Origin of the sequence: Bacillus sp. AFS041924, from assembly GCF_002577195.1 — a bacterium.
Classification (GTDB): domain Bacteria; phylum Bacillota; class Bacilli; order Bacillales; family Bacillaceae_G; genus Gottfriedia.
This window is the reverse complement of the sequence record NZ_NULG01000054.1, coordinates 1-23902: the sequence shown is the minus strand read 5'-3', so window position 1 is coordinate 23902 and position 23902 is coordinate 1. Positions and strand designations below refer to the sequence as shown.

10 protein-coding genes and 2 pseudogenes are annotated in these 23902 nt (G+C 34.5%); 10 read left to right on the top strand and 2 right to left on the bottom strand.

Annotated elements, in window-relative coordinates; translation table 11 throughout:
* Nucleotides 1-119: 119 nt before the first annotated feature.
* Entirely contained in the window at nt 120-4235 is a 4116-nt protein-coding gene (locus COC46_RS23025) for a S8 family serine peptidase (RefSeq protein WP_176545164.1), read from the top strand.
* Between the two features lie 271 nt (nt 4236-4506).
* Here COC46_RS23025 and COC46_RS14670 read toward each other — a convergent pair whose 3' ends face one another.
* Complete coding sequence (locus tag COC46_RS14670; RefSeq protein WP_098810450.1) at nt 4507-4731, bottom strand: hypothetical protein; 225 nt, start codon at nt 4729-4731, stop codon at nt 4507-4509.
* 201 nt (nt 4732-4932) lie between these two features.
* On the opposite strand from COC46_RS14670, the gene COC46_RS14665 reads away from it, so the two are divergent.
* Nucleotides 4933-5244, top strand: a complete 312-nt coding sequence (locus COC46_RS14665) for a LysR family transcriptional regulator (protein WP_098810449.1) — start codon at nt 4933-4935, stop codon at nt 5242-5244.
* 188 nt (nt 5245-5432) lie between these two features.
* Here COC46_RS14665 and COC46_RS14660 read toward each other — a convergent pair whose 3' ends face one another.
* Nucleotides 5433-6320: a LysR family transcriptional regulator gene (locus tag COC46_RS14660; protein ID WP_098810448.1), complete on the bottom strand. Its 888-nt coding sequence runs from the start codon at nt 6318-6320 to the stop codon at nt 5433-5435.
* Nucleotides 6321-6973: 653 nt separating this feature from the next.
* Here COC46_RS14660 and COC46_RS14655 point away from each other — a divergent pair.
* From COC46_RS14655 to COC46_RS14620, 8 genes and pseudogenes are all read left to right on the top strand, one after another.
* Nucleotides 6974-8212, top strand: a complete 1239-nt coding sequence (locus COC46_RS14655) for a helix-turn-helix domain-containing protein (RefSeq protein WP_098810447.1) — start codon at nt 6974-6976, stop codon at nt 8210-8212.
* 324 nt (nt 8213-8536) lie between these two features.
* On the top strand, nt 8537-12712 hold the full coding sequence (locus COC46_RS14650; RefSeq protein ID WP_098810446.1) for a S8 family serine peptidase: 4176 nt from the start codon (nt 8537-8539) through the stop codon (nt 12710-12712).
* A gap of 369 nt (nt 12713-13081) precedes the next feature.
* Entirely contained in the window at nt 13082-17239 is a 4158-nt protein-coding gene (locus tag COC46_RS14645) for a S8 family serine peptidase (RefSeq protein ID WP_176545163.1), read from the top strand.
* A 475-nt stretch (nt 17240-17714) separates the two neighbouring features.
* Entirely contained in the window at nt 17715-21890 is a 4176-nt protein-coding gene (locus COC46_RS14640) for a S8 family serine peptidase (RefSeq protein WP_098810444.1), read from the top strand.
* A 340-nt stretch (nt 21891-22230) separates the two neighbouring features.
* A pseudogene (locus COC46_RS14635) lies at nt 22231-22389 on the top strand (sporulation protein YhbH); the annotation flags it as partial.
* A gap of 404 nt (nt 22390-22793) precedes the next feature.
* Nucleotides 22794-23144: a YciI family protein gene (locus COC46_RS14630; protein WP_098810443.1), complete on the top strand. Its 351-nt coding sequence runs from the start codon at nt 22794-22796 to the stop codon at nt 23142-23144.
* A gap of 35 nt (nt 23145-23179) precedes the next feature.
* A pseudogene (locus COC46_RS14625) lies at nt 23180-23329 on the top strand (sporulation protein YhbH); the annotation flags it as partial.
* A 198-nt stretch (nt 23330-23527) separates the two neighbouring features.
* Nucleotides 23528-23863 (top strand): DUF7668 domain-containing protein, encoded by a 336-nt coding sequence (locus tag COC46_RS14620; protein ID WP_098810442.1) that lies wholly within the window; start codon nt 23528-23530, stop codon nt 23861-23863.
* Nucleotides 23864-23902 lie beyond the last annotated feature (39 nt).

The following is a 23902-nucleotide window of genomic DNA, read 5'->3' as shown; positions in this document are numbered from 1 at the left end:
TCGAATAATATTCATTGGATTGAATGAATTTGTCAAAATTATATTCTTATCAATTGTCATTATAATAAAATTAGATTTTTATGAAAATTGAAAAAATATATAGAGAGGGATTGATAAGATTGAAAAAATATAAAAAGACACAGCCAATTGTTAAAGCGAAACGAGCTGCGGTTATTGTGTTAAATACGTGCCTTTTGCTAGGACCAGTGGCTAACTTAAATTACACTTCTGTTGCGCATGCACAAACAAATACAAAGGCAGAAAGTATTTTAGCAAAACTGACAAAAGAACAGCGTGAAGCATTGCAAAACTTAGATAAGCATCAATTAAAATCTAGATTACAACTATCAAGAGATGTTGATTTGTCGAGTGATAAAGAAGTAACTGTTATCGTGGAATTAAATGAACTTCCAGCGAAAACAGCACAAATTGCCAAAGCGCTTAAAGGAGAAAAAATTTCTCTTACACAAGCGATTGAGAATGTAGAAAAATCTCAAGTTCAGTTTAAAAAAGATTTGCAAACGAAACTAAAAAAGACCAAAACAGGTAAGGATGTCTATCGTATTAAACACACTTATAAAAATTCTTTAAATGGTGTCGCATTAACATTGCCTGCAAATCAAGTAAAATCTTTATTAGATTCTAAAGTTTTAAAATCTGTTTATAGTGATTACACAGTGCACGTAGAACCACCAGCTCAGACACAGGCAGAGGATTCAAAAGACCAAACAAAGGTTGATAGTATTCCATTTTTAAAGCTTGATAAACTTCATGACGAAGGGTTCACTGGTAAAGGGATAAAAGTTGGGGTTATTGATACAGGTGTCGATTATAATCATCCGGATTTAAAGCATGCCTATAAAGGTGGTTATGATTTTGTAGACAATGAAAATGATCCGATGGAAACAACCTATGCTGACTGGAAGAAGTCGAATAAAGCGGAGTATTCAAATGGTGATACATATTATACAGATCATGGAACACATGTGTCAGGAACAATTGCAGGTCGAGCAGAAAATAATTCAGATTATAAAGTCATAGGAGTGGCTCCGGAATCTGATTTATATGTTTATCGTGTATTAGGGCCATACGGAAGCGGAACAACAGCTGCGATCCTTGCAGGAATTGATAAAGCTGTTCAAGATGGTATGAATGTTATCAATTTATCATTAGGTGCTTCCATCAATGATCCGTTATATGCTACTAGCATTGCAATTGATAATGCGGTGTTAAGTGGCGTAACTGCAGTTGTTGCAGCTGGTAACTCGGGAGATGCTCTGAATACTTTAGGTTCTCCAGGTGCTGCGGCACTAGCCCTAACAGTAGGAGCAAGTTCTGTTCCTAGTAAGGTCACGAGTTTTGAGAGTCAATTTGCCTCCGGTAGTAAAAATACTGGTACGACGATGGAGCTAATGACGAAGAAATGGACGGACGACTTCAGTAGTATGACTGGTAAATCATTTGACATTGTAAATGTAGGTTTAGGTGGTCCAAATGATTACACAGGCAAAGATGTGAAGGGTAAAATCGCGTTTATTGGGCGAGGTACATATGCATTAATTGAGAAAATGGAATATGCGAGAGATCATGGGGCAGCGGGTGTAATCATTTATAACTCGAATCCAGACGAAGGTCAAATTCCGATATTCTTAGGCGAAAACAACGACAATATCCCAACGTTTTCAATGACAAATAAAGATGGACTAGCTGTAAATGATTTGTTTGCAAGTGGTGTACCAAGTGTTACATTTGGTACAAAAAGTGAAAAAGAACTTTCAGGGGATGATTTAGCAAGCTTTAGCTCCAGAGGACCGTCTGGAACTTTATATGATATTAAACCAGAGGTAACAGCACCAGGAGTAGATGTATTATCAACAGTTCCATCGTACATTGCAAATAAAACAGATACATCTGATTATTCATCTGCATACTTAAGAATGTCTGGGACTTCCATGGCGTCACCACATGTAGCAGGGGTTGCAGCGTTATTATTACAAGCTCATCCAGATTATACGCCAGGTGATGTAAAGACTGTATTAATAAATACAGCGGATCCGCTAAAAAATCCATACAGTGTATTTGAAGTTGGAGCGGGCAGAATCGATCCAATGCAAGCCATTCATTCCGATGCAATGATTAGTGTTCTTGATAAGACACCTTACATTGAAAATGGAGAAGAAAAAATTATTTCAGAACAAACAGGTGGTCTAAGTTACGGCTTCGTTCCAGTTTCGTCAGATAAGGATTATTCAAAGATTACGAAACTATCATTTGAAAATAGTAGTGATAAAGATAAAAAGTATGAGTTATCCGTTGAATACAATGTTAGTGCAAAAGGATCATTAGATGCAGAGAAAAATGGCGTGACAGTGAAAGTACCTAGTACAATTACTGTAAAGAAAAACAGTACAAAACAACTTTCTGCAACACTAGCTATTCCAAAGACGGCAGAAAAAGGTATTTATGAGGGATATATTAATATTAAAGAGAAAAACAATCCGGAAGAAAGCTATCGTATTCCATTTGGAGTAAAAGCTACTGATGAAGGCTTAGCATACTTTGATGTATATACAAAGAGCATTTCAACAAATCGTGTCATTAATTTATTCAGCCGTAAAGATACCGATTTAGATTTTAGATTAAATACGTCAATGCAAACGTTAGACTGGGTATTAGTCGACCCGAAAACGAATAAGGATCTAGGACTAATTACTTCGGTTAGCGGATCAGGTGCAGCAGTTGACACAGATTACACGATGGACAGTGCTTTTTACGGCAGATATTTCCCATTCACTGTAGATAAAAAAAATCCAATTGGTTATGTTTCTGAAAAAGCACTGGATGGAATTTATAACATTAAAATGATTGGAACGAACAAAGACGGTAAACAATTCGTGAAAACATCGAAAGTAAGTATTGATAACAATGGACCAATAATTAAATTCGATGATACAAATGCAATGCCTAAAGGTGATACTCAAATAGTAGAATTAGCGGAAGGGCAAGATAAAGTTACGCTTTCCGGAACATTATTGGACCCTGAGATAGGTAAAACGCAAGAAACAGGCATGCCTCTTACTCAAGCAAATAATAAAGTGTTTTATGGACCGGGTTCATCAAATGCATATTACTTGAGTGTAGACGAGAATGGAAAATTTAGTACAGAAGTTAATGTGCCTGGCATGATTAATCCAGTGCAATATGTAGGTGCTGATTTTGCAGGAAATGGGACATTACCTAAAATGGTTTATTATACGAAGAAAGGCGCATCTTATATTTATGCAAAACCAAATAAAGATGCAATGGAATATGGTGACAAAATTACCTACACGTTCTACGCGCATAATTTGCGAAAAGCCAATAAGCTTAATTTCAGATTGGACTATGTAGCAAAATATTTTGATAGTGTTGAATTTAAAAAAGCACAAGGTTTACCAGAAGGGTCAGAACTGACAACAACTACCACGGGTACAACTAGTACAGGAACAATAGTGAATATCAATGTACCAGGAGATGGAATTACTGGAGATGTGACATTATTTGATTTAAACGTTGATACAAATGCAAATGAATTCCTTAACCCGTTTGCTCGAATCCTAAATTTTTCTACTGTGCAAGTAAATAGCGAAAGTACGAATAGACTACAGATTATTATGGGAACATTGCCAATGTATCCTATTTACTCTACTGCAACAGCTAAGCTAAATGGTTTAGGCTTATATACTGCTGCAGGTACTTTTAATGGCAGTATTGATTATACGACAGTTGGAGCAACTATGAAGTTGAAAGGAACTAATGGAGAAATTTATGATGGAGTAATTGAAAAAAATGGAAATGTAACATTTAAGGGAATTCCTGCAGCTGTGCAAAAATATACGGTAATTATGGATATTCCTGGACATTTCATAACTTATACTCCGTTGGAAATCGGACGTACTGAGAGAGGAATTAATATTGGAGAAGCTGTTTCATATCCAACAGTTGGAGCGAAGCCAGGTGATATAAATAAGGATAATGTAATCGATGTGATGGATGCGATCTATATTCAAACATATTGGGGAACAAACAAGCGGAGTGCCGATATTAATTTTGACGGAGTTGTTGATGTAAAAGACTTAGCATTTGTTGAGAAATATTACTTACTGCAAAATCCATTTGTTACAGTAGCACCAAGGCCTGTTAAGAAGTTTAAAGGAATGACTTTAGAAATAATTAAGAGTGATTTAGGTTTATAGTAGATCCTCGTACTCTATCACAAATTTAAGCGGAATATATGAAGGTTTGAGATCTCCCCATAATAGACAATTGACACCCATTGATCTGTTTATTATGGAGGAGATTTTTTATGTCTAATAGATTAAAAGGATATAAAGTTACGTAAAAAAAGTAAGAATATTATGATGTAGTTACTATATTAAAAAAATAAAAAACCTGCATACAGTGCAGGTCGATAATGTTCTGTTTTTGATTACGTTGTAATATAGGGATGTTGTAAGTAAAAAATCATTAGTAAAGTGGTTGTTGACTATGACATGGGGGAAATCCGTTAATATCTTGAATCATATAGAAATCATACTGTTTTAAAGCGAATTGTGATTGATACATATACTCGTAAACGAGAAGCTTCGAACCTGATACGCCGCACAATACTCCAGATGTGCCTTGCCCATTAGTAAATGAAACTCCAATTGGCTGGCCAATTAAATATCTAATTTTTTGATTCCAAGGCATCATGATCACTCCTTTTAAAATAATTATATTAAATTGGAAAGGTAGTGGTGAATGTGTAAATTACATTAAAGAAAAAAAATTTGAAGTTGATATTTTTTCTTGGAATAGAAATTACATCAACTCTTATTTTAATAAAATTATGAAACACAAACGTGTAAAGTTGAGATATAGGGTTAAGAGAAATAGTTTAGGAGGGACTATATGAATATTGAACAATTAAATCATTTTAGTGAAGTAATTAAAAGTGGATCCTTTAAGCTCGCAGCGCAAAAATTTGCTGTTAGTGAATCTGTCATAAAAGAATTGATGCATAGTCTAGAAAAAGAAATAGATTTAAAGCTGATTGATTGTGATGGAATTTCTAAAGTGGTCCCTACATTTGAAGGATTAAAAATTAGTTCATTAGTTAAAGAAGTTTTGTTGAATTATCATGAGTTGGAAGAAGTGGTTGAATTTTTAAGAAAAGATTCTATTGAAAATGGTAATTTAATGTACGACGTAAGTATACTATAAACGTAATTAGAGGTAAGTATCTTAATAGAAATAAACCCGATAATTTAGAACAATTAGTGTTAAAAAGCTCTTCATTTTGAAGAGTTTTTTTTCATGCTGTTGGTTTAGGAGTTAACGAGTAATACCACAATTCGAAATTGTGAAAAGACCAAATCACACAAAGATTTGGTCTTTTATATAAGTTTTTATTACTCTATACAAGCATGAATATATTTAATAAAGTTTTTAGAAATTTTATTAAGAGGCTTACTTCTAAGAGAGACAGACCAAAATTCATCACTAATATAAGTAGGGGATTTTAAAGGAATCGGTTTAATTTTTCCAGATAAAGCATCTGGATGGTTTTTAAAAGTTATATTTCGGACTAAAGTAACTCCTAATCCACTTTTTACAGTCTCTTTTATACTATCTGTATTATTTGAAATAAATAAAATTTTTATATTGTTAAATATTTTACGGCTATGTTCTATAAGAGAATTACTGTTATATAGGACAAAGTTTTCATGGATTAAATCTTCAGGTGTAACTTCATTTAGTTTATATAATGGAGAATTTTTTCCGACGAGTACACAATATTTAGTTGTAGCCATTAATTCAAATCGTAAGTCTTTGTTCTCACTTAGTCTTTTTTCATTTGAAAATAGAAAAGCAACATCAGGTTGATCTATATGAATAAAATCTAGAATCTGTCCAGGATCATATTCAAAAACTTGAACATCAACCATTGGGAAATCCTTTTTAAATTTAATGATTGATTCATTAACTAAATAAACTACACCTGGAACAGTAGCAATTTTTAATTGTGTGTGATAGGTATCCTTTTGATATGCAATTTTTTCCTCTAAAATCTCATATTCATATAATACCTTTTTCGCTTGATTAATTACTTCAAATCCGGCTTCGGTAGGTACTGTCTTCATCTTTAAACGGATGAATAGCTTCAAATCTAATTTCTTTTCTAATTCTTTAAGTGCCTGACTTACAGCAGAAGCGGATATATGTAAGTTTTTAGCTGCTTTTGTAATTGATTCCTCTTTCGATATTTCAACTATGTATTTTAAATGTTCGATATTCATTTTGTACCTCCTTTAAGCATTATCGAAGTATAAATTGATTTTACTGCATGTTTTTAAATAGATTAAATAATTAGAAACTATTTTAATACTGGGAATGTTATCCAATTTCTGTATTAATATAACTCTTTATTATTATTTAAATATAATTTAGGTAATTTATATAATTAAGCAATCCTTAATAGGTTGTAAACTAAAATGCGTTTTACATGTTAAATTTAAGTAACTAAAATAAAAGTAACATCAAGAAGGGGATTAAGTTTTTATTTTCTGAAATTTCGGAATAAAAAAGAGTATATATGATTATTTAATTGTAAACAGGATCAAATTGAAATTGGCTTGATTATTTATATTCTATAATAATTTTGTCATTTTAATTTTTATTTAACTTTATTCGAAAATAATAACTTGCTTTAATCCACATAAGCGTAATTTTTCAGTTTATCTGGATGAAGGATCTATTGTAACCAAGATACAAAAACGTCAAGGAGTTATATGGTCAAACAGTATCAACAGCATCTTAGTCCTACTATATACTTCATTCCAATAAACAAACAATAATTTTGATGCTGTAATCCATAGATACAATGGTTTATGGCATTTTTGCTTTTTTAATTAGAGAGATTAAAAAATTTTAATATTAGGTGGGGTGCAACATGAACGATTTTCTACTTTATGAGTTTAACAAGCTGATGAAGAAAAATGAATGGAATCTTAAAGAGCTGGCAAGAAAATCAGATATCCATTATAGCGATATGAGTAGAATATTTAATAACAAAAAAGCACTATCTTTGCATTACTTGGATGCCATTACTGAGGCGTTTAAACTACCTAAAGGAACATTTTATAAAGGATATGTAAATCTATGCTTTAATGAACGGAATCTATTAGATAAAAGAAGAAGTGATGCTTTTATTTATGAATGTGCTAAAAATGGTTTTAAATCGGAATTATCCTTTATCTTATCAGTCATGATCGAAGAAAATTCAAAAGCAACCCGTTCTAAATACTTCCAAAATTTATTCTATATTGCTGAACAGCTATTTTTAGAAGGAAAGGAACAAGAAGCATTACCTTTATACGAACTAATTATTGAGCATATGCCTAATTCAGCAACCGAAGAAGTAGCCATTAGTTATTTTCGAAAATTTTATATGACGCGTTTAACGAATGAAGGAAGTTTAGTTTTAGTTCGAATTATCGAGTATATTTCCTATATGCCACCGAAATTTCAGGAACTAACAATCTTATGGATAACAGCTACTTACTATATGTTAAAAAATTGGGATGAGGTCTTACATTATGCAAAACGGCTAGAAAAAATGGCGAAAAGTAAGGAGCATGTAGGGCGGGCATTAATGTATCAAGCATTTTCGTTGACAAGATTAGATGGCAAACTAGAAGAAGTATTAAATCTAATTGGTAAATATGAAAAAATAAATGCTTATTATGCAGATATTGCTGTAGGTAATCGATATGTCGCACACATCGATTTTGGAAATCTATATGTTGTTGATTCATATTATAAATGGTTACGTGATCGTGCTGATTTCTATGTAGGAATTCCAAGAATTTTAGAAAGCTATGTAAAATTAGGTAGATTAGAAGAAGCTGAGAAATTTATTGAAAAGTATAATGACCAAATCGTTGAAATACGAAACTCTTCGGATTTATTTAAGCAGCATCTTTATTTAGATTATTGTTATGCGTTCGGGTTGTTAAAATGTGAAACAAATAAAGTAAACGAAGGATTAGATGAAATCTTAAACGTGGCTTTAAAAGTGAAAGATTCGGAGATTCATGAGAGATTTCAAAAATGTTTATTAACAATTTGGCATTATCGTAATTCTTTAAACAAAGAGTTGGAAGAAAAATATATTCGTATTTTAAGTTGAAAGGAAACATAGGACAAACTTTATTAAGTGTTAAAACTCTTTTTGAAACCATTCATAAAAAATTTAATATATTATTAGGATGGCTCCGGTACTAAACCGGAGTCTTTTTATTTTAACTAAACGGAATATATATCCGTATCTAATAAATTAAAAGAACATAATCTGGAATTGGTTCTTAGAATGAGAAAAATGGAAGTGTGAAACATGTCGAAATCTATCGATGAAAAAAGAGATATTGATAGAAAATGTCAAAATTTAAATATTGCAAACTTTCCTTATAATCTAAATTGTTAGATATTATTAAGAAATAGGGGGAGACAACAGATGAAGCGTTTAATTAAAAGTACTGCAGTTTTAACATTGAGTACTGGTGTTTTATTTAATACATTTCCAATCTCACAACATCAGCCAATTGTAAAGGCTGCTTCACAATCATCAATTGAAGAAGTACTTTCAAAGCTTACGCCTGAACAACGTCAAGCTTTAAAGAAATTAGAGGTTACTAGTCAGGAAGGGTTACAGTTACCTTCTTCAGTCGATTTACAGAGTTCGAAAAATCTATCTGTCATCGTTGAATTGAAAGAGAAACCTGCTAAGGTAGCTGTATTAGAAGAAGCTGCAAATGGTAAGAGTTTATCTCTTGATGCTGCAAAACAAAAAGCAGATACGGCTCAAGAAACATTTAAAACTGATTTACAAACAATTTTTAAAGAGGATTTAAAACAAAATAAGAACTTTTATAAAATTAAACGAACATACAAAAATACGTTAAATGGTGTTGCGATTGACTTACCAGCGAACAAAGTGAAGTCATTATTAGACTCAAAGGCTGTTAAAGCAGTTTGGCCGAATAACGTCATAAAAGTTGAACCACCAAAAGCTACTGAAGCTACTGGGGATTCTCAAAATACAACGAAGAAAATGGAATCAGAAGTGTTCCCTGGTGTGAGCAAATTACATGCTGAAGGATTTACTGGCAAAGGTGTTAAAGTAGGTGTTATAGATACCGGGATTGATTATAATCACCCGGATTTAACGGATGCGTATAAAGGATATCGTGCGCAAGATGGTGTCGATCCGAAATCAATTAGTCCTAGTTCTGTAAAAGGATGGGATTTTATCGACAATGACGCAGATCCAATGGAAACAACTTATGATGATTGGAAAAAATCAGGTTTAGGAGAAAAGGATCCACTTACTGGTGACTATTTCTACACAGAGCATGGAACACATGTATCCGGTATTATTGCTGGTCGTGGTAAAAATAATACAGATTATGCAGTAACGGGTGTTGCACCGGATGCTGATCTGTATGTCTATCGTGTGTTAGGAAAATTTGGTTCTGGATCAACAGAAAATGTATTAGGCGGAATTGATAAGGCGATCTCTGACGGGATGGATGTCATCAATCTATCACTTGGTGCTAGTACGAACAATCCGGAAAATATTGAAAGTCTAGCGGTAAATAATGCAGTTCTTTCAGGTGTAACGGCAGTTGTTTCGGCGGGGAATTCCGGTGATGGAATGTATACATTAGGTGCTCCTGGTGCTGCAGCGTTAGCTATTACAGTTGGTGCGAATGATACAAAGACGGTGATTCCAACGTCAAAAGGTACATTACACGGAACTTCAGATGTAGCAGCGGATTTAAAATTATTAGGTAAAGGCTTTAATGATAACGTAGAAAATTTAAAAGGTAAAAATTTACCTATCGTTTTAGTACCCAATTACGGTGCAGATACGGATTATAAAAATATTGATGTTGATGGAAAAATCGCGATTGTAAATCGAGGAGTAACTGCGCTTATTGATAAAATTACAATTGCGAAAAAACATGGGGCAGCGGCAGTCATTATGGTCGATAATATACCTGGTGAAGGGTTTATCCCATCATACCTAGGCTCAAGCTATGGGTTAATTCCTGCATTCTCTATGTCGTATGAACAAGGAGCTATGCTTGTATCAAAACTTGGTACAACACCAACCTTCTCATTTGATGAAATGGGACAAGTAACAGATGCAGGAAATAAATTAGCTTCATTTAGTTCACGTGGTCCAGCGCGTATTACGTATGATATTAAGCCTGAAGTGACAGCACCAGGTGTAGCGGTGTTCTCGACTGTTCCATCTTACATGCACGGTGCTGATCAAATTGGCAAATATCAATATGCGTATGATAATTTATCAGGTACATCAATGGCTTCACCGAACGTAGCCGGTGTTGCGGCTTTACTAAAACAAGCAAATCCAAACTTGACACCAGCTCAAATCAAGGAAACATTAATGAACACAGCGGATCCACTAAATGGAGATTATAGTGTGTTCGAATCAGGTGCTGGACAAGTTGATCCTTATGAAGCAATTCATTCTAAGACTCGAATTGAAGTAATGGATGAAACAAAGGGAGCACTAGATAAAAAGGGAAATCTTAAATCGGTAAAAGATTTAACAGGTGCTCTTGCGTTTGGTGTAGTTGCTCCAGCAGGAAAGAATGCCAGTGATCAACGCACACTAAATATCTATAACAATAGTAATCAAGCAAAAACATATGACGTAACAGTATCATTCCAAAAAGATCGTCGCGGTTCATTAGACGCTGATGACAATGGTGTGCAAATTGTGACAGATAAGTCCATTAAAGTCGGGGCAAATGCGAAAAAGAAATCAACTGTGGCAATTACCGTTCCAAAATCAGCGAAATTAGGGATTTATGAAGGATTTGTAACATATACAAATCATGCGAATCCAGAGGAAACATTCCAAGTTCCTTTCGCAATCAAAACGGTGGAAGAAGGAATGAATCCGATTACAATGACGCCACAAGTATTTACACAAGTATTTGATTATGCCTTTGCAGGGCAATTGGTATATACAAATGCAATTATGAGTTTAAAATCTCATATGCGCACATTTGACATAATTCTTGAAGATGGAAAAACAGGTAAAGATTTAGGGTATATAGGTACATTTGATGGGTTGGCGATGGATGAAAACAAACCGTATACTGTGAATAATGTGTTCAATGGCCGATATTACAAAGTAACTGGTGATGACGAGCAACCATTCGCATATAACCCAGATTTAGCGAAACCAGGATACTATAAAATCAAAATTATTGGCACAAATGACGTAGGAAAAAAATTCTCACAAGAAGCACCAATTTATTTCGATAATTCAGATCCTAAAATAACAGTAAACAGCCCTGACATTCTTGAATATAAAAATGGTCAAACTAGCGTAACGATAACAGGTTCCGTTTATGATAAAGAAACAGAAGAAATGCAGAAGCTTGGCATGAACTATAACCAAGGAAGTACAAGAGTTTATTACCAAGATACGTTGGGAGGAAAAGCAACGGCAGTGCCTGTAAATCCAGATGGGTCATTTACAGCGACAATTCCAACTAATGCAACAAGAGCAATGGAATTAAATTTCTACGCGGTTGATGCAGCAACCAATAGATCATTTAAAGGTGGAAGAGATATATTTGTTACGCGTGATGACGTAACATATGGTTATATGCAAACTGAAAAACGCACAGCAAAAATGGGAGAAACAGCGCATGCTACTTTAATGTTAAAGAAAGCAAATAATGTCAAACAAGTAGTTTACAAGTTTTATCACTATGCGGATGTTGCATCAATGAATATTACACCTGATCCAAGTGTAGCGGATAAAGTAGATATTACTGTGACGGATAATCCAGCTATTCCAGGTGTAACGAATTATGTGACGACTGTTACGATTAAGACAAAAGATGGGGTTACACCACTCTCAGGAGATTTAAAACTAGCGGATTTAGCTTTTAAAATGAGCAATGTCTATACTGCTTATCCTGCCATTAACGCGGCGTCAATGAATAGTGTTACTGTAACAGATAGTAATAATACAACACAAAATGTTGTAAGCGGAAATCCGGTCATTTTTCAAATGGACCCGACTTATTCATTACTTCGTGGTTCTAAATACGCAGAAGCATTCTTAGATCCAGCAGGTTCGGCACTTGGATCGATTGATTATTCGAAAATGGGAATTAAAATAAAAGCAACAAGTTCAAACGGTACAGTGTACGAAGGATTAAACAATTCTTCAAGTACATTCCAAGTACCAAATTTACCATTAACGGATGATGAGTATGAGCTTGAATTAAATATTCCTGGACATTTTACAGTCCACAAAGACTTTACGATTGGATTCCATGATAATGGAAAAGTGACGAATCAAAACCTTTATCTAAATTTAAAACCGGCTTACGCAGGTGACGTAAATAAAGATGATGTCATTGACGTAATGGACGCACTTTACTTACAAACCTACTGGGGAACAAATAAACGTGATGCGGATATTAACTTTGATGGCGTAGTTGATGCAAAGGATATGGCATTTGTGGAGAAAAACTACTTAATGCAAAATCCTACAATTAACTATGCACCGACACCTAAAAAGAAATATAAGTCACAAACTTTAGAAAGTGTTAAGAGTTTATTGGGAATTAAGTAATCTTTTGAATGACTCCGGGTATAATTCCGGGGTCTCTTTTTATGAAAAAAGTATGCTGAGTGGTTTCTTTAGGGAATGGCCAATCGGATAAATAACTTTCTTAAGTAAATAAAATTATATCAACTCTCTAATAGAAACCTTTAATGTAACAGTTAAATATAGAAGGATTTTTTTACTTTTATAAAAAAGAAAATCTGACTAGTATATCAAACTATTAGATTACGGAAAAAATGTAATTGTCGTTTATTGTCGGTAATAACCGAATAAAAAAAAGTTAAGATTGATGGATTTTGTCAAAATGTCGATACTGTAAACTTTCCGTATAATCGGAATAGAAAGAAAAGACAAAAAATGGGGGGAGACAACAGGGTGAAGAGACTAATCAAGAGTACTGCAGTTTTAACATTAAGTACTGGGGTTTTATTTAATGCATTTCCAGTAACACATCATCAGCCTATTGTAAAGGCTGCAGCACAATCATCAATTGAAGAAGTACTTTCAAAACTTACAGTGGAGCAACGTCAAGCTTTAAAGAAATTAGAGGTTACTAGTCAGGAAGGTTTACAGTTACCTTCTTCAATCGATTTACAGAGTTCGAAAAATCTATCCGTCATCGTTGAATTGAAAGAGAAGCCTGCAAAAGTAGCTGTTTTAGAAGAAGCTGCAAATGGCAATAGTTTATCTCTTGATACTGCAAAACAAAAAGCAGATACAGCTCAAGAAACATTTAAAAAGGATTTACAAACCATTTTTAAAGAAGATCTAAAGACAAATAAGAATCTTTATAAAGTTAAACGAACATACAAAAATACGTTAAATGGTGTTGCGATTGACTTACCAGCGAATAAAGTAAAGTCTTTGTTAGACTCAAAAGCTGTTAAAGCAGTTTGGCCGAATAATGTACTAAAAGTTGAGCCACCAAAAGCTACTGAAAGTGCGCAAGATTCCACTAAGAAAATGGAAACTGAAGTATTCCCAGGTGTTAGCAAATTACATGCAGAAGGATTTACTGGAAAAGGAATTAAAGTAGGTGTAATTGATACAGGAATTGATTATAACCACCCAGATTTAACGGATGCATATAAAGGGTATCGTGCGCAACCTGGTGTCGATCCAAAAACAATTAGTCCGAGTTCAGTAAAAGGGTGGGATTTTGTTGATAATGATGCAGATCCAATGGAAACAACCTATGATGATTGGAAAAAATCCGGCTTAGCTGAAAAGGATTCACTGACAGGTTCAACTTTCTACACAGAACATGGAACACATGTATCTGGAATCATCGCTGGTCGTGGTGCAAATAATACTGATTACGCAGTAACAGGTGTTGCACCAGATGCAGATTTATATGTCTATCGTGTGTTAGGAAAATTTGGTTCTGGGTCAACAGAAAATGTTTTAGGTGGTATTGATAAGGCGATCTCTGATGGAATGGACGTAATTAACTTATCTCTTGGTAGCAACACGAATGATCCAGAAAATGTTGAAAGTCTTGCGGTAAATAATGCAGTTCTTTCCGGTGTAACGGCGATTGTATCGGCTGGTAATTCAGGAGACAGTATGTATTCTTTAGGTGCTCCTGGTGCTGCAGCGTTAGCTATTACAGTTGGTGCAAACGATACGAAAACAGTGATTGCAACTTCAAAAGGTACAGTACATGGGACATCCAAAGTATCTGTTGATTTAAAATTATTAGGCAAAGGCTTTGGTGACAATGTAGGTAGTTTAAAAGGTCAAAATCTACCAATTGTTTTAGTACCGAATGTAGGTGCAGATTCTGACTATGCAAATATCGATGTGAACGGAAAGATTGCATTAGTAAACAGGGGATCAGTTGCACTTGTTGATAAAATCACATATGCGAAAAAGCATGGTGCAGTAGCAGTCATCATGATAGATAACGTACCTGGTGAAGGGTTTATACCATCATACCTAGGGTCAAGCTATGGGTTAATTCCTGCATTCTCTATGTCGTATGAGCAAGGAGCTACGCTTGTAGCAAAAATTGGGACAACGCCAACATTCTCATTTGATGAAGTGGGAGAAGTAACGGATGAAGGAAATAAATTAGCGTCATTTAGTTCACGTGGTCCGGCGCGTATCACATATGACATTAAACCGGAAGTGACAGCACCAGGTGTAGCGGTATTCTCGACAGTTCCATCATACATGCATGGCGCAGATCAAATTGGTAAATATGAATATGCGTATGATAATTTATCAGGTACATCAATGGCTTCACCGAACGTAGCCGGTGTTGCGGCTTTACTAAAACAAGCAAATCCAAACTTGACACCAGCTCAAATCAAAGAAACATTAATGAACACAGCGGATCCATTAAATGGAGATTATAGTGTGTTTGAATCAGGAGCTGGACAAGTTGACCCTTATGAAGCAATTCATTCTAAGACTCGTATTGAAGTAATGGATGAAACAAAGGGAGCACTAGATAAAAAGGGAAATCTTAAATCGATAAAAGATTTAACAGGTGCACTTGCTTTTGGTGTGGTTGCTCCAGCAGGGAAGAATGTTAGTGATCAACGCACACTAAATATCTATAACAATAGTAATCAAGCAAAAACATATGACGTAACAGTATCATTCCAAAAAGATCGTCGCGGTTCATTAGACGCTGATGTCAATGGTGTGCAAATTGTGACAGATAAGTCCATTAAAGTCGGGGCAAATGCGAAAAAGAAATCAACTGTCGCAATTACCGTTCCAAAATCAGCGAAATTAGGGATTTATGAAGGATTTGTAACATATACAAATCATGCGAATCCAGAAGAAACATTCCAAGTTCCTTTCGCGATTAAAACAGTAGAAGAAGGCATGAATCCAATTACGATGACGCCACAAGCATTTACTCAAGTATTTGATTCTGCTTACCCTGGACAATTAGTCTATACAAGTGCGATTATGAGTGTTAAATCACACATGCGTACTTTTGATGTGGTTCTTGAAGATGGAAAAACAGGTAAAGAATTAGGTTATGTCGGTTCCTTTGATGGACTATCAATGGACGAAAACACGGAGTATTCTGTTAATAAAGTATTTAATGGCCTATATTACAAAACGACTGGTGATGAAGATCAACCATTCCAGTATAACCCTGATTTGGCGAAACCAGGATACTATAAGATTAAAATTATTGGCACAAATGATGCAGGAAAAACATTCTCGCAAGAAGCACCAATTTATTTCGATAATACAGCTCCTAAATTAACAGTGAATGGTCCTGAAGTTGTAGAATATAAAAATGGCCAAACTAGCGTCACAATCACAGGTACGGTTTATGATAAAGAAACAGAAGACATGCAAAAGCTTGGCATGGACTATAATCAAGGTAGCACAAAAGTATATTATCAAGACTATTTAGGTGGAAGAGCAGTATCAGTACCTGTAAATCCAGATGGGTCATTTACAGCGACGATTCCAACCAATGCAACAAGACCAATGGAATTAGTATTCTATGCAATGGATGCGGCTTCTAATAAAACATTTAAAGAAGGTAAAGATATCTTTGTTACGCGTGATGACGTAACATATGGTTATATGCAACCTGAAAAACGTACGGCAAAAATGGGTGAAACAGCACATGCCACTTTAATGTTGAATAAAGCAAATGGTGTAAAACAAGTTGTTTATGAGTTCAATCATTACACAGATGTTGCATCAATGAATATTACACCAAATCCGAGTATAGCTGATAAAGTAAATATCTCTGTTAAAGATGAACTGTTAAGTTCCGGAGTAAATAAAGCGACAGTGACAATCACGACAAAAGATGGGGTTCCACCACTAACAGGGGATTTAAAACTTGCTGATGTAATGTATAAAATGGGGAATGTATATACTGCATATCCTGTAACGTTCCCAGCGTATATGAGTACGACTGTAATGGATAATAACAACACGACAAAAACTGTTCCTAGTGGAAATCCATCCATCTTCTATATGGAACCGACATATTCAATCCTTAAAGGTCGAAAATATGCAGAAGCATTCTTAGATCCAGCTGGATCACCAATTGGATCACTTGATTATTCAAAATTAGGAATCAAAGTAAAAGCAACAAGTTCAAACGGTACAGTGTACGAAGGAGTAAATAATTCTGCACCTACGTTCCAAATTTCAAATTTACCATTAACGGATGATACGTTCGAGCTTGAAGTAAATATTCCTGGACATTTTACAGTACACAAAGACTTCACAATTGGATTTCATGAAGATGGTAAAGTGACATATCAAAACCTTACTCAGACACTAAATCCAACCTACGCAGGGGATGTAAATAAAGATGATGTCATCGACGTAATGGACGTACTTTACTTACAAACATACTGGGGAACAAATAAGCGTGATGCAGATATTAACTTTGATGGTGTAGTTGATGAAAAAGATCTGGCATTTGTAGAGAAAAACTACTTAATGCAAAATCCAACGATTAACCATGCTCCAGCACCAAAAAAGAAATACAAATCACAAACATTAGAAAGTGTTAAGAGTAATTTAGGAGTTAAATAAAGATAGATTAGAAAAGGCTTCCTCAATTTTAATGAGGAAGCCTTTCTTGTATAAAGTTGTCATGGATATACTACGTTGTTTGACGATAATTAAACTTTTTGAATAGATTATAATTTTATTAGAAAACTGAAAATTGATAAATTTGTTCAAAAACTAAATGATATCAACTTCTATAGATGGAATAATATCCAGTATACGGTAAAATTTACAAATTTTTGTAGAAAAATATTTTTTTAATAAATAATCGGTTTTCTCATTAGAAAAATATAAGTATTTAATAATTTGTTAATGAAAGCGTTTTTTCGAAACTGCGATTTGGTAGAATATTAGATTCAGATTATAAAATAAATAAAAAATGTTGTAAATTGTCGAAAAAAAAGTCGAAATTGATAGTTTTTGTCAAACTCCCGAAACTGCAAACTTTCCGTATAATCTATTTAGAAATAGAAAATTATTAAATGGGGGAGACAACAGAATGAAGCGTTTAATCAAAAGTACTGCAGTTTTGACGTTAAGTACTGGTGTATTATTCAATGCATTTCCAGTAACACATCATCAGCCAATTGTTAAGGCTGCAGCACAATCATCAATTGAAGAAGTACTATCAAAGCTAACACCTGAACAAAGACAAGCTTTAAAGAAATTAGAGGTTACTAGTCAAGAAGGTTTACAGTTACCTTCATCAGTCGATTTAGGTAGCTCTAAAAATCTATCAGTTATTGTTGAATTAAGAGACAAGCCTGCGAAGGTAGCTGTTTTAGAAGAAGCGGCAAATGGGAAAAGTTTATCACTTGATGATGCAAAACAAAAAGCTGATTCAGCACAAGCAACATTTAAAAATGACTTAAAAACAATTTATAAAGATGATTTAAAACAAAATAAAAATCTTTATAAAATTAAACGAACGTATAAAAATACGTTAAATGGCGTGGCGATTGATCTACCAGCAAATAAAGTAAAGTCACTATTAGAATCAAAAACTGTTAAAGCAGTTTGGCCAAATAGTGTGTTAAAAGTTGAGCCACCTAAAGCAACTGAAAGTGCAGCGGGTACAACAATGAAAATGGAAACCGAAGTATTCCCTGGCGTAAGCAAATTACATGCAGAAGGTTTTACCGGAAAAGGCATTAAAGTAGGGGTAATTGATACAGGTATCGATTATAACCACCCAGACTTAACAGATGCTTATAAAGGGTATCGTGCACAACCTGGAGTAGATCCAAAAACAATTGATCCTAATTCAGTAAAAGGTTGGGATTTTGTTAATAACGATGCAGATCCAATGGAAACAACGTATGCTGATTGGAAAAAATCAGGATATGCTGAAGTTGATCCAAACTCAGGCAATACTTACTATACAGAACATGGAACACATGTATCAGGAATTATTGCTGGTCGAGGTGAAAATAATACGGATTATGCAGTAACGGGTGTTGCGCCAGAAGCTGATTTATATGTCTATAAAGTATTAGGAACTTATGGATCAGGTTCAACTGAAAATGTAATAGCAGGGATTGATAAGTCGATATCTGACGGCATGGATGTAATTAACTTATCACTTGGTGCTAACACAAATGATCCAGAAAATGTTGAAAGTATTGCGGTTAATAACGCTGTTCTTTCTGGCGTAACAGCAGTTGTTTCAGCTGGAAACTCTGGTAACGGTATGTATACCTTAGGAGCACCTGGAGCAGGCGCGTTAGCTATTACTGTTGGCGCAAACGATACGAAAACAGTGATTGAAACATCGAAAGGTACGTTACATGGTACACTGGATGGATCGGCTGACTTAAAACTATTAGGAAAAGGTTTTGAGGATCAAATCGACAGTTTAAAAGGTCAAAATTTACCGATTGTTTTAGTACCAAATGTAGGTGCAGATTCTGACTATAAAGATATCGATGTAAACGGTAAGGTTGCGGTTGTAGAAAGAGGTGTAACGGCACTTGCAGATAAGATAAAAGTTGCGAAAAATCATGGGGCAAAGGCAGTTATTATCGTAAATAATGTGCCTGACGAAGGGTTTATTTCATCTTACTTAGGCGCTAGTTATGGATTGATTCCTACATTCTCAGTGTCAACTGAACAAGGAAATGATTTTATCTCAAAACTTGCTACAGGTACACCAACATTCTCTTTTGATGAAATTGGAGTAGTAACAGATGAAGGCAGTAAATTAGCATCATTCAGTTCACGTGGACCAGCTCGTATCACATATGATATTAAGCCTGAAGTAACAGCACCAGGTGTAGCAGTATTCTCAACTGTTCCTTCTTATATGCATGGTGCGGATCAAGATGGAAAATATGAATATGCTTATGATAATTTATCAGGTACATCAATGGCTTCACCAAACGTAGCAGGTGTAGCAGCTTTATTAAAACAAGAAAATCCTAACTTAACACCAGCTCAAATTAAAGAAATATTAATGAACACGGCGGATCCATTAAATGGAGACTATAGTGTATTTGAAACAGGCGCTGGACAAGTTGACCCTTATGAAGCAATTCATTCTAAGACTCGAATTGAAGTAGTGGATGAAACAAAGGGAGCACTAGATAAAAAAGGAAATCTTAAAACAGTTGAAGACTTAACAGGTGCTCTTTCATTTGGTGTAGCAGCACCAGCAGGAAAGAATATTAGTGATCAACGCTCTTTAAATATCTATAACAATAGTAATCAAGCAAAAACATATGATGTAAAAGTAACATATCAAGCTGACCGTAGAGGTTCATTAGATGCTGACGACAATGGTGTAATGGTTGTAACGGATAAATCCATTAAAGTTGGTGCAAATTCGAAAAAGAAATCAACTGTCGCGATTACCGTTCCAAAATCAGCAAAACTAGGTATTTATGAAGGATTTGTAACATACACAAATCATGCTAATCCAGATGAAACATTCCAAGTTCCTTTCGCAATCAAAACGGTGGAAGAAGGAATGAATCCAATTTCGTTTACACCACAAGCTTTTACACAAGTGTTTGATTATGCATTCGGAGGTCAGTTAGTCTATACAAATGCAACTATGAGTCTTAAATCACATATGCGCTCATTTGATGTGGTTCTTGAAGACGGAAAAACAGGTAAAGACTTAGGCTTCGTAGGTTCATTTGATGGTTTAGGAATGGACGAAAATACAAAATATACAGTTAGTCGAATATTTAATGGTTTATATTACAAAGCTACAGGTGATGATGAAAAGCCATTTGCGTATGATCCTGATTTAGCGAAACCAGGCTACTATAAGCTGAAAATAATTGGTACAAATGATGCAGGAAAAACATTCGCTCAAGATGCGCCAATTTATTTCGATAACACGGCTCCTAAATTAACAGTGAACGGCCCAGAAGTGGTTGAATATAAAAATGGACAAACTAGTGTAACGATTACGGGATCAGTTTATGATAAAGAAACAGCAGAAATGCAAAAACTTGGTATGAACGTTAATCAAGCTAGTACAAAAGTATATTATCAAGATTATTTAGGTGGAAGAGCAGTATCAGTGCCTGTAAACGCTGATGGTACATTTACAGCGACGATTCCAACAAATGCAACAAGACCAATGGAACTAAATTTCTATGCGATGGATGTGGCAACAAATAGAACGTATAAAGAAGGAAAAGATATATTCATTACACGTGATGATGTAGCGTATGGCTATATGCAACCTGAAAAGCGTACAGCAAAAATGGGTGAAACAGCTAATGCCACGTTAATGTTAAATAAAGCAAGTGATGTAAAACAAGTTGTTTATCAATTTGAACATTATGCAAATGTTGCAACAATGAATGTTACACCAAATCCAAGTGTAGCAGATAAGGTAAATATTTCAGTAACAGATAATGAGGTTTTTCCAGGAACTGGTGTAAACCAAACGACAGTTACAATTACAACAAAAGATGGAGTTGCTCCACTAGCAGGTGATTTAAAACTTGCGGATGTTGCATTTAAGATGAGTAATACTTATGATGCGAACCCCGTCGCTTACCTAGCTAGATTAAATACGAAAGTAACAGATAGTAATAACACGACAAATACGGTGATAAGTGGAAATCCAAATATTTTCTACCAGGAGTCGACATATTCACAACTTCGTGGAGGTAATAGTGCTGAAGCATTTTTAGCTCCGGATGGTGGTCCACTTGGAGGACTTGATTATTCAAAATTAGGAATAAAAGTAACAGCAACAAGTTCAAATGGTAAAGTATATGATGGAATTATCAATTCAGTTGGTTCAAGTTCGTTTAAAATTCCAAACTTACCTTTAACGGATGACACGTTTGAGCTTAAATTAGATGTTCCTGGACATTTTACAGTACACAAAGACTTTACAATGGGATTCCATGATGAAAACGGAAATGTAACGCCACAAAACCGTTTTATTTCATTAAATCCAGCTTACGCAGGTGATGTCAATAAAGATGATGTGATTGATGTGATGGATGCAATGTACTTACAAACTTATTGGGGTACAAATAAGCGTGCAGCCGATATTAACAATGATGGTGTAGTTGACGAAAAAGATATGGCATATGTAGAGCAAAATTACTTAATGCAAAATCCAACAATTAACTATGCACCAGCTCCTAAAAAGAAATATAAAGGACAAACTTTAGAGAGTGTTAAGAGTTCATTAGGTGTTAAGTAATAATAAAAGAAAAAATTTAATATGATATAGATATTAATTAGCTCCGGTATTAAACTGGAGTTTTTTTATTTGATTTAATAAAATAGGATACTTTTTATATCTCAAAAAACAAATTGATTAAGCTTTATTGATAAAGTTTAATATATTGATTTTAGGAGGCAATGACCGATCTAATAATTTAGCTTCTGCCTTATACGAATATTTGAAAAGTGAATTTGAAGATTTAATAAAGAGCATTATTAACCAAGAGTAATAGGTAAACGGATATATCATAAATATCTATATGGGATTTTTGATAAATGATCCTCTAAAAAGCCGATAATATCAATGGATATATCCTGGACAATTAAACCAATACAATCGACACAGTACGCTAATGTCAGCATATAAAAACATAAATGACGAGAAATTTCGCTATTATATTCTAAAGCAGAAGTCAGATGTGTTCCATTCAATGAAGAGCTTTTTCAAGCAGGAGCATGAGAAAGCAGCGAAATAGAGAGCGGTTATGGAGAATTAAATAGCGTGCGAAATTAGTAGAAAGTGAGAAACCAGAAAGCCTGTTAGAAGGCTTTTCTGGTTTTTTGTCGTAAATATTTAGAGTTTATATACTAACGTAGTCAGATTCTTATTCAACATAATTACAGATTAACTGATGAAGAACTCTCTATTCAGATATCTTATAATTAAAAGGAAAAATTTTCTATTGCAATATAATTAACATGTAACTTTATGATTCTGTTGATTTGAAATGGAAGCATACCTCATTTTATAAACTTGATTAACCAATGTATAATGATGATAGCTGTAACAGTAAGAATGATACCAATGTATAAGAGCTAAAGGAAGCATTAACATTAGAAAGCTATTACCTATAGGAGGAGTTACTAATGAAATTTATAGATGGTTGTGAAGGCTTCAAAGGATTCTGAAGCAGGGACAATGCCAAGGGAACAGATGGATCTGATGTTTGCTGCAATGAAGAGATATAATGAAGAACTGAAGAAAGCTGGAGTGCTGGTGTCAGTCGGTGGGCTCCATCCAAGCTCCAACGGTATTCGTATTACATACCCTGTTCCTGGAGAACCGCCGACCATTACAGAGGGACCTTTTGCTGAAGTCAACGAGTTGATTGCAGGATACTGGTTCATAGATGTGAAATCTCGCGAGGAAGCCATCGAGTGGGCGATGCGCGCGCCAGATCCACATGGTCTTGGAGAAGGACAGATTGAACTACGCCAAGTATTCGAATAGACCGATAGGCTAACATTGGATTAAAATGACCGGAAAACCATTACAATCGACACAGCACGCTAAAGTCCGCGTATCAAAACATAAATGACGAGAAGTTTCGCTATTATATTTTAAAGCAAAAGTCAGATGTGTTTCATTCGATGAAGAGCTTTTTTAAGCAGGAGCATGAGAAGGCAGCGAAATAGAGCGGTTATGGAGAATTAAATGGCGTGCGAAATTAGTAGAAAGTGAAAAACCAGAAAACCTGTTAGAAGGCTTTTCTGGTTTTTTGTCGCAAATATTTTTAGTATAAATATTAAAGAAGTCAGATTCTTATTCAACATAATGGCAGTTTAGTTCAATAAGATACTGTATTATTAAATGCATAAGAGGTGGTGGGAATTTTGCATATTAAAGAAAAATTAATGTTATTACTTAAAGAAACTGTTTGTGATTTAGTAAAAAACGATACAATTAAAATTAAATCAAAACTATCAGTTGAAATTACAATTGAGGACATCAAAAGAGAACTAAATCACTGGGACTCACTAACAATTCCACCTGATGTAGCGTATGAGAATATTAGTTATTATAAGTATAATGATGGGTCAGGATATGCGTTGGAATTTGAACTTTGGATAAATAATCAAGAAAGTGATTTAACATTGTCTTGTGAAGCAATAATCGACCAATCAGATAATATCTTATCGTTTTCAATAGAAGATTTACATGCATTATAGTTTATCGTTGTTCAACTAACGCATGCTTATATATAGTAT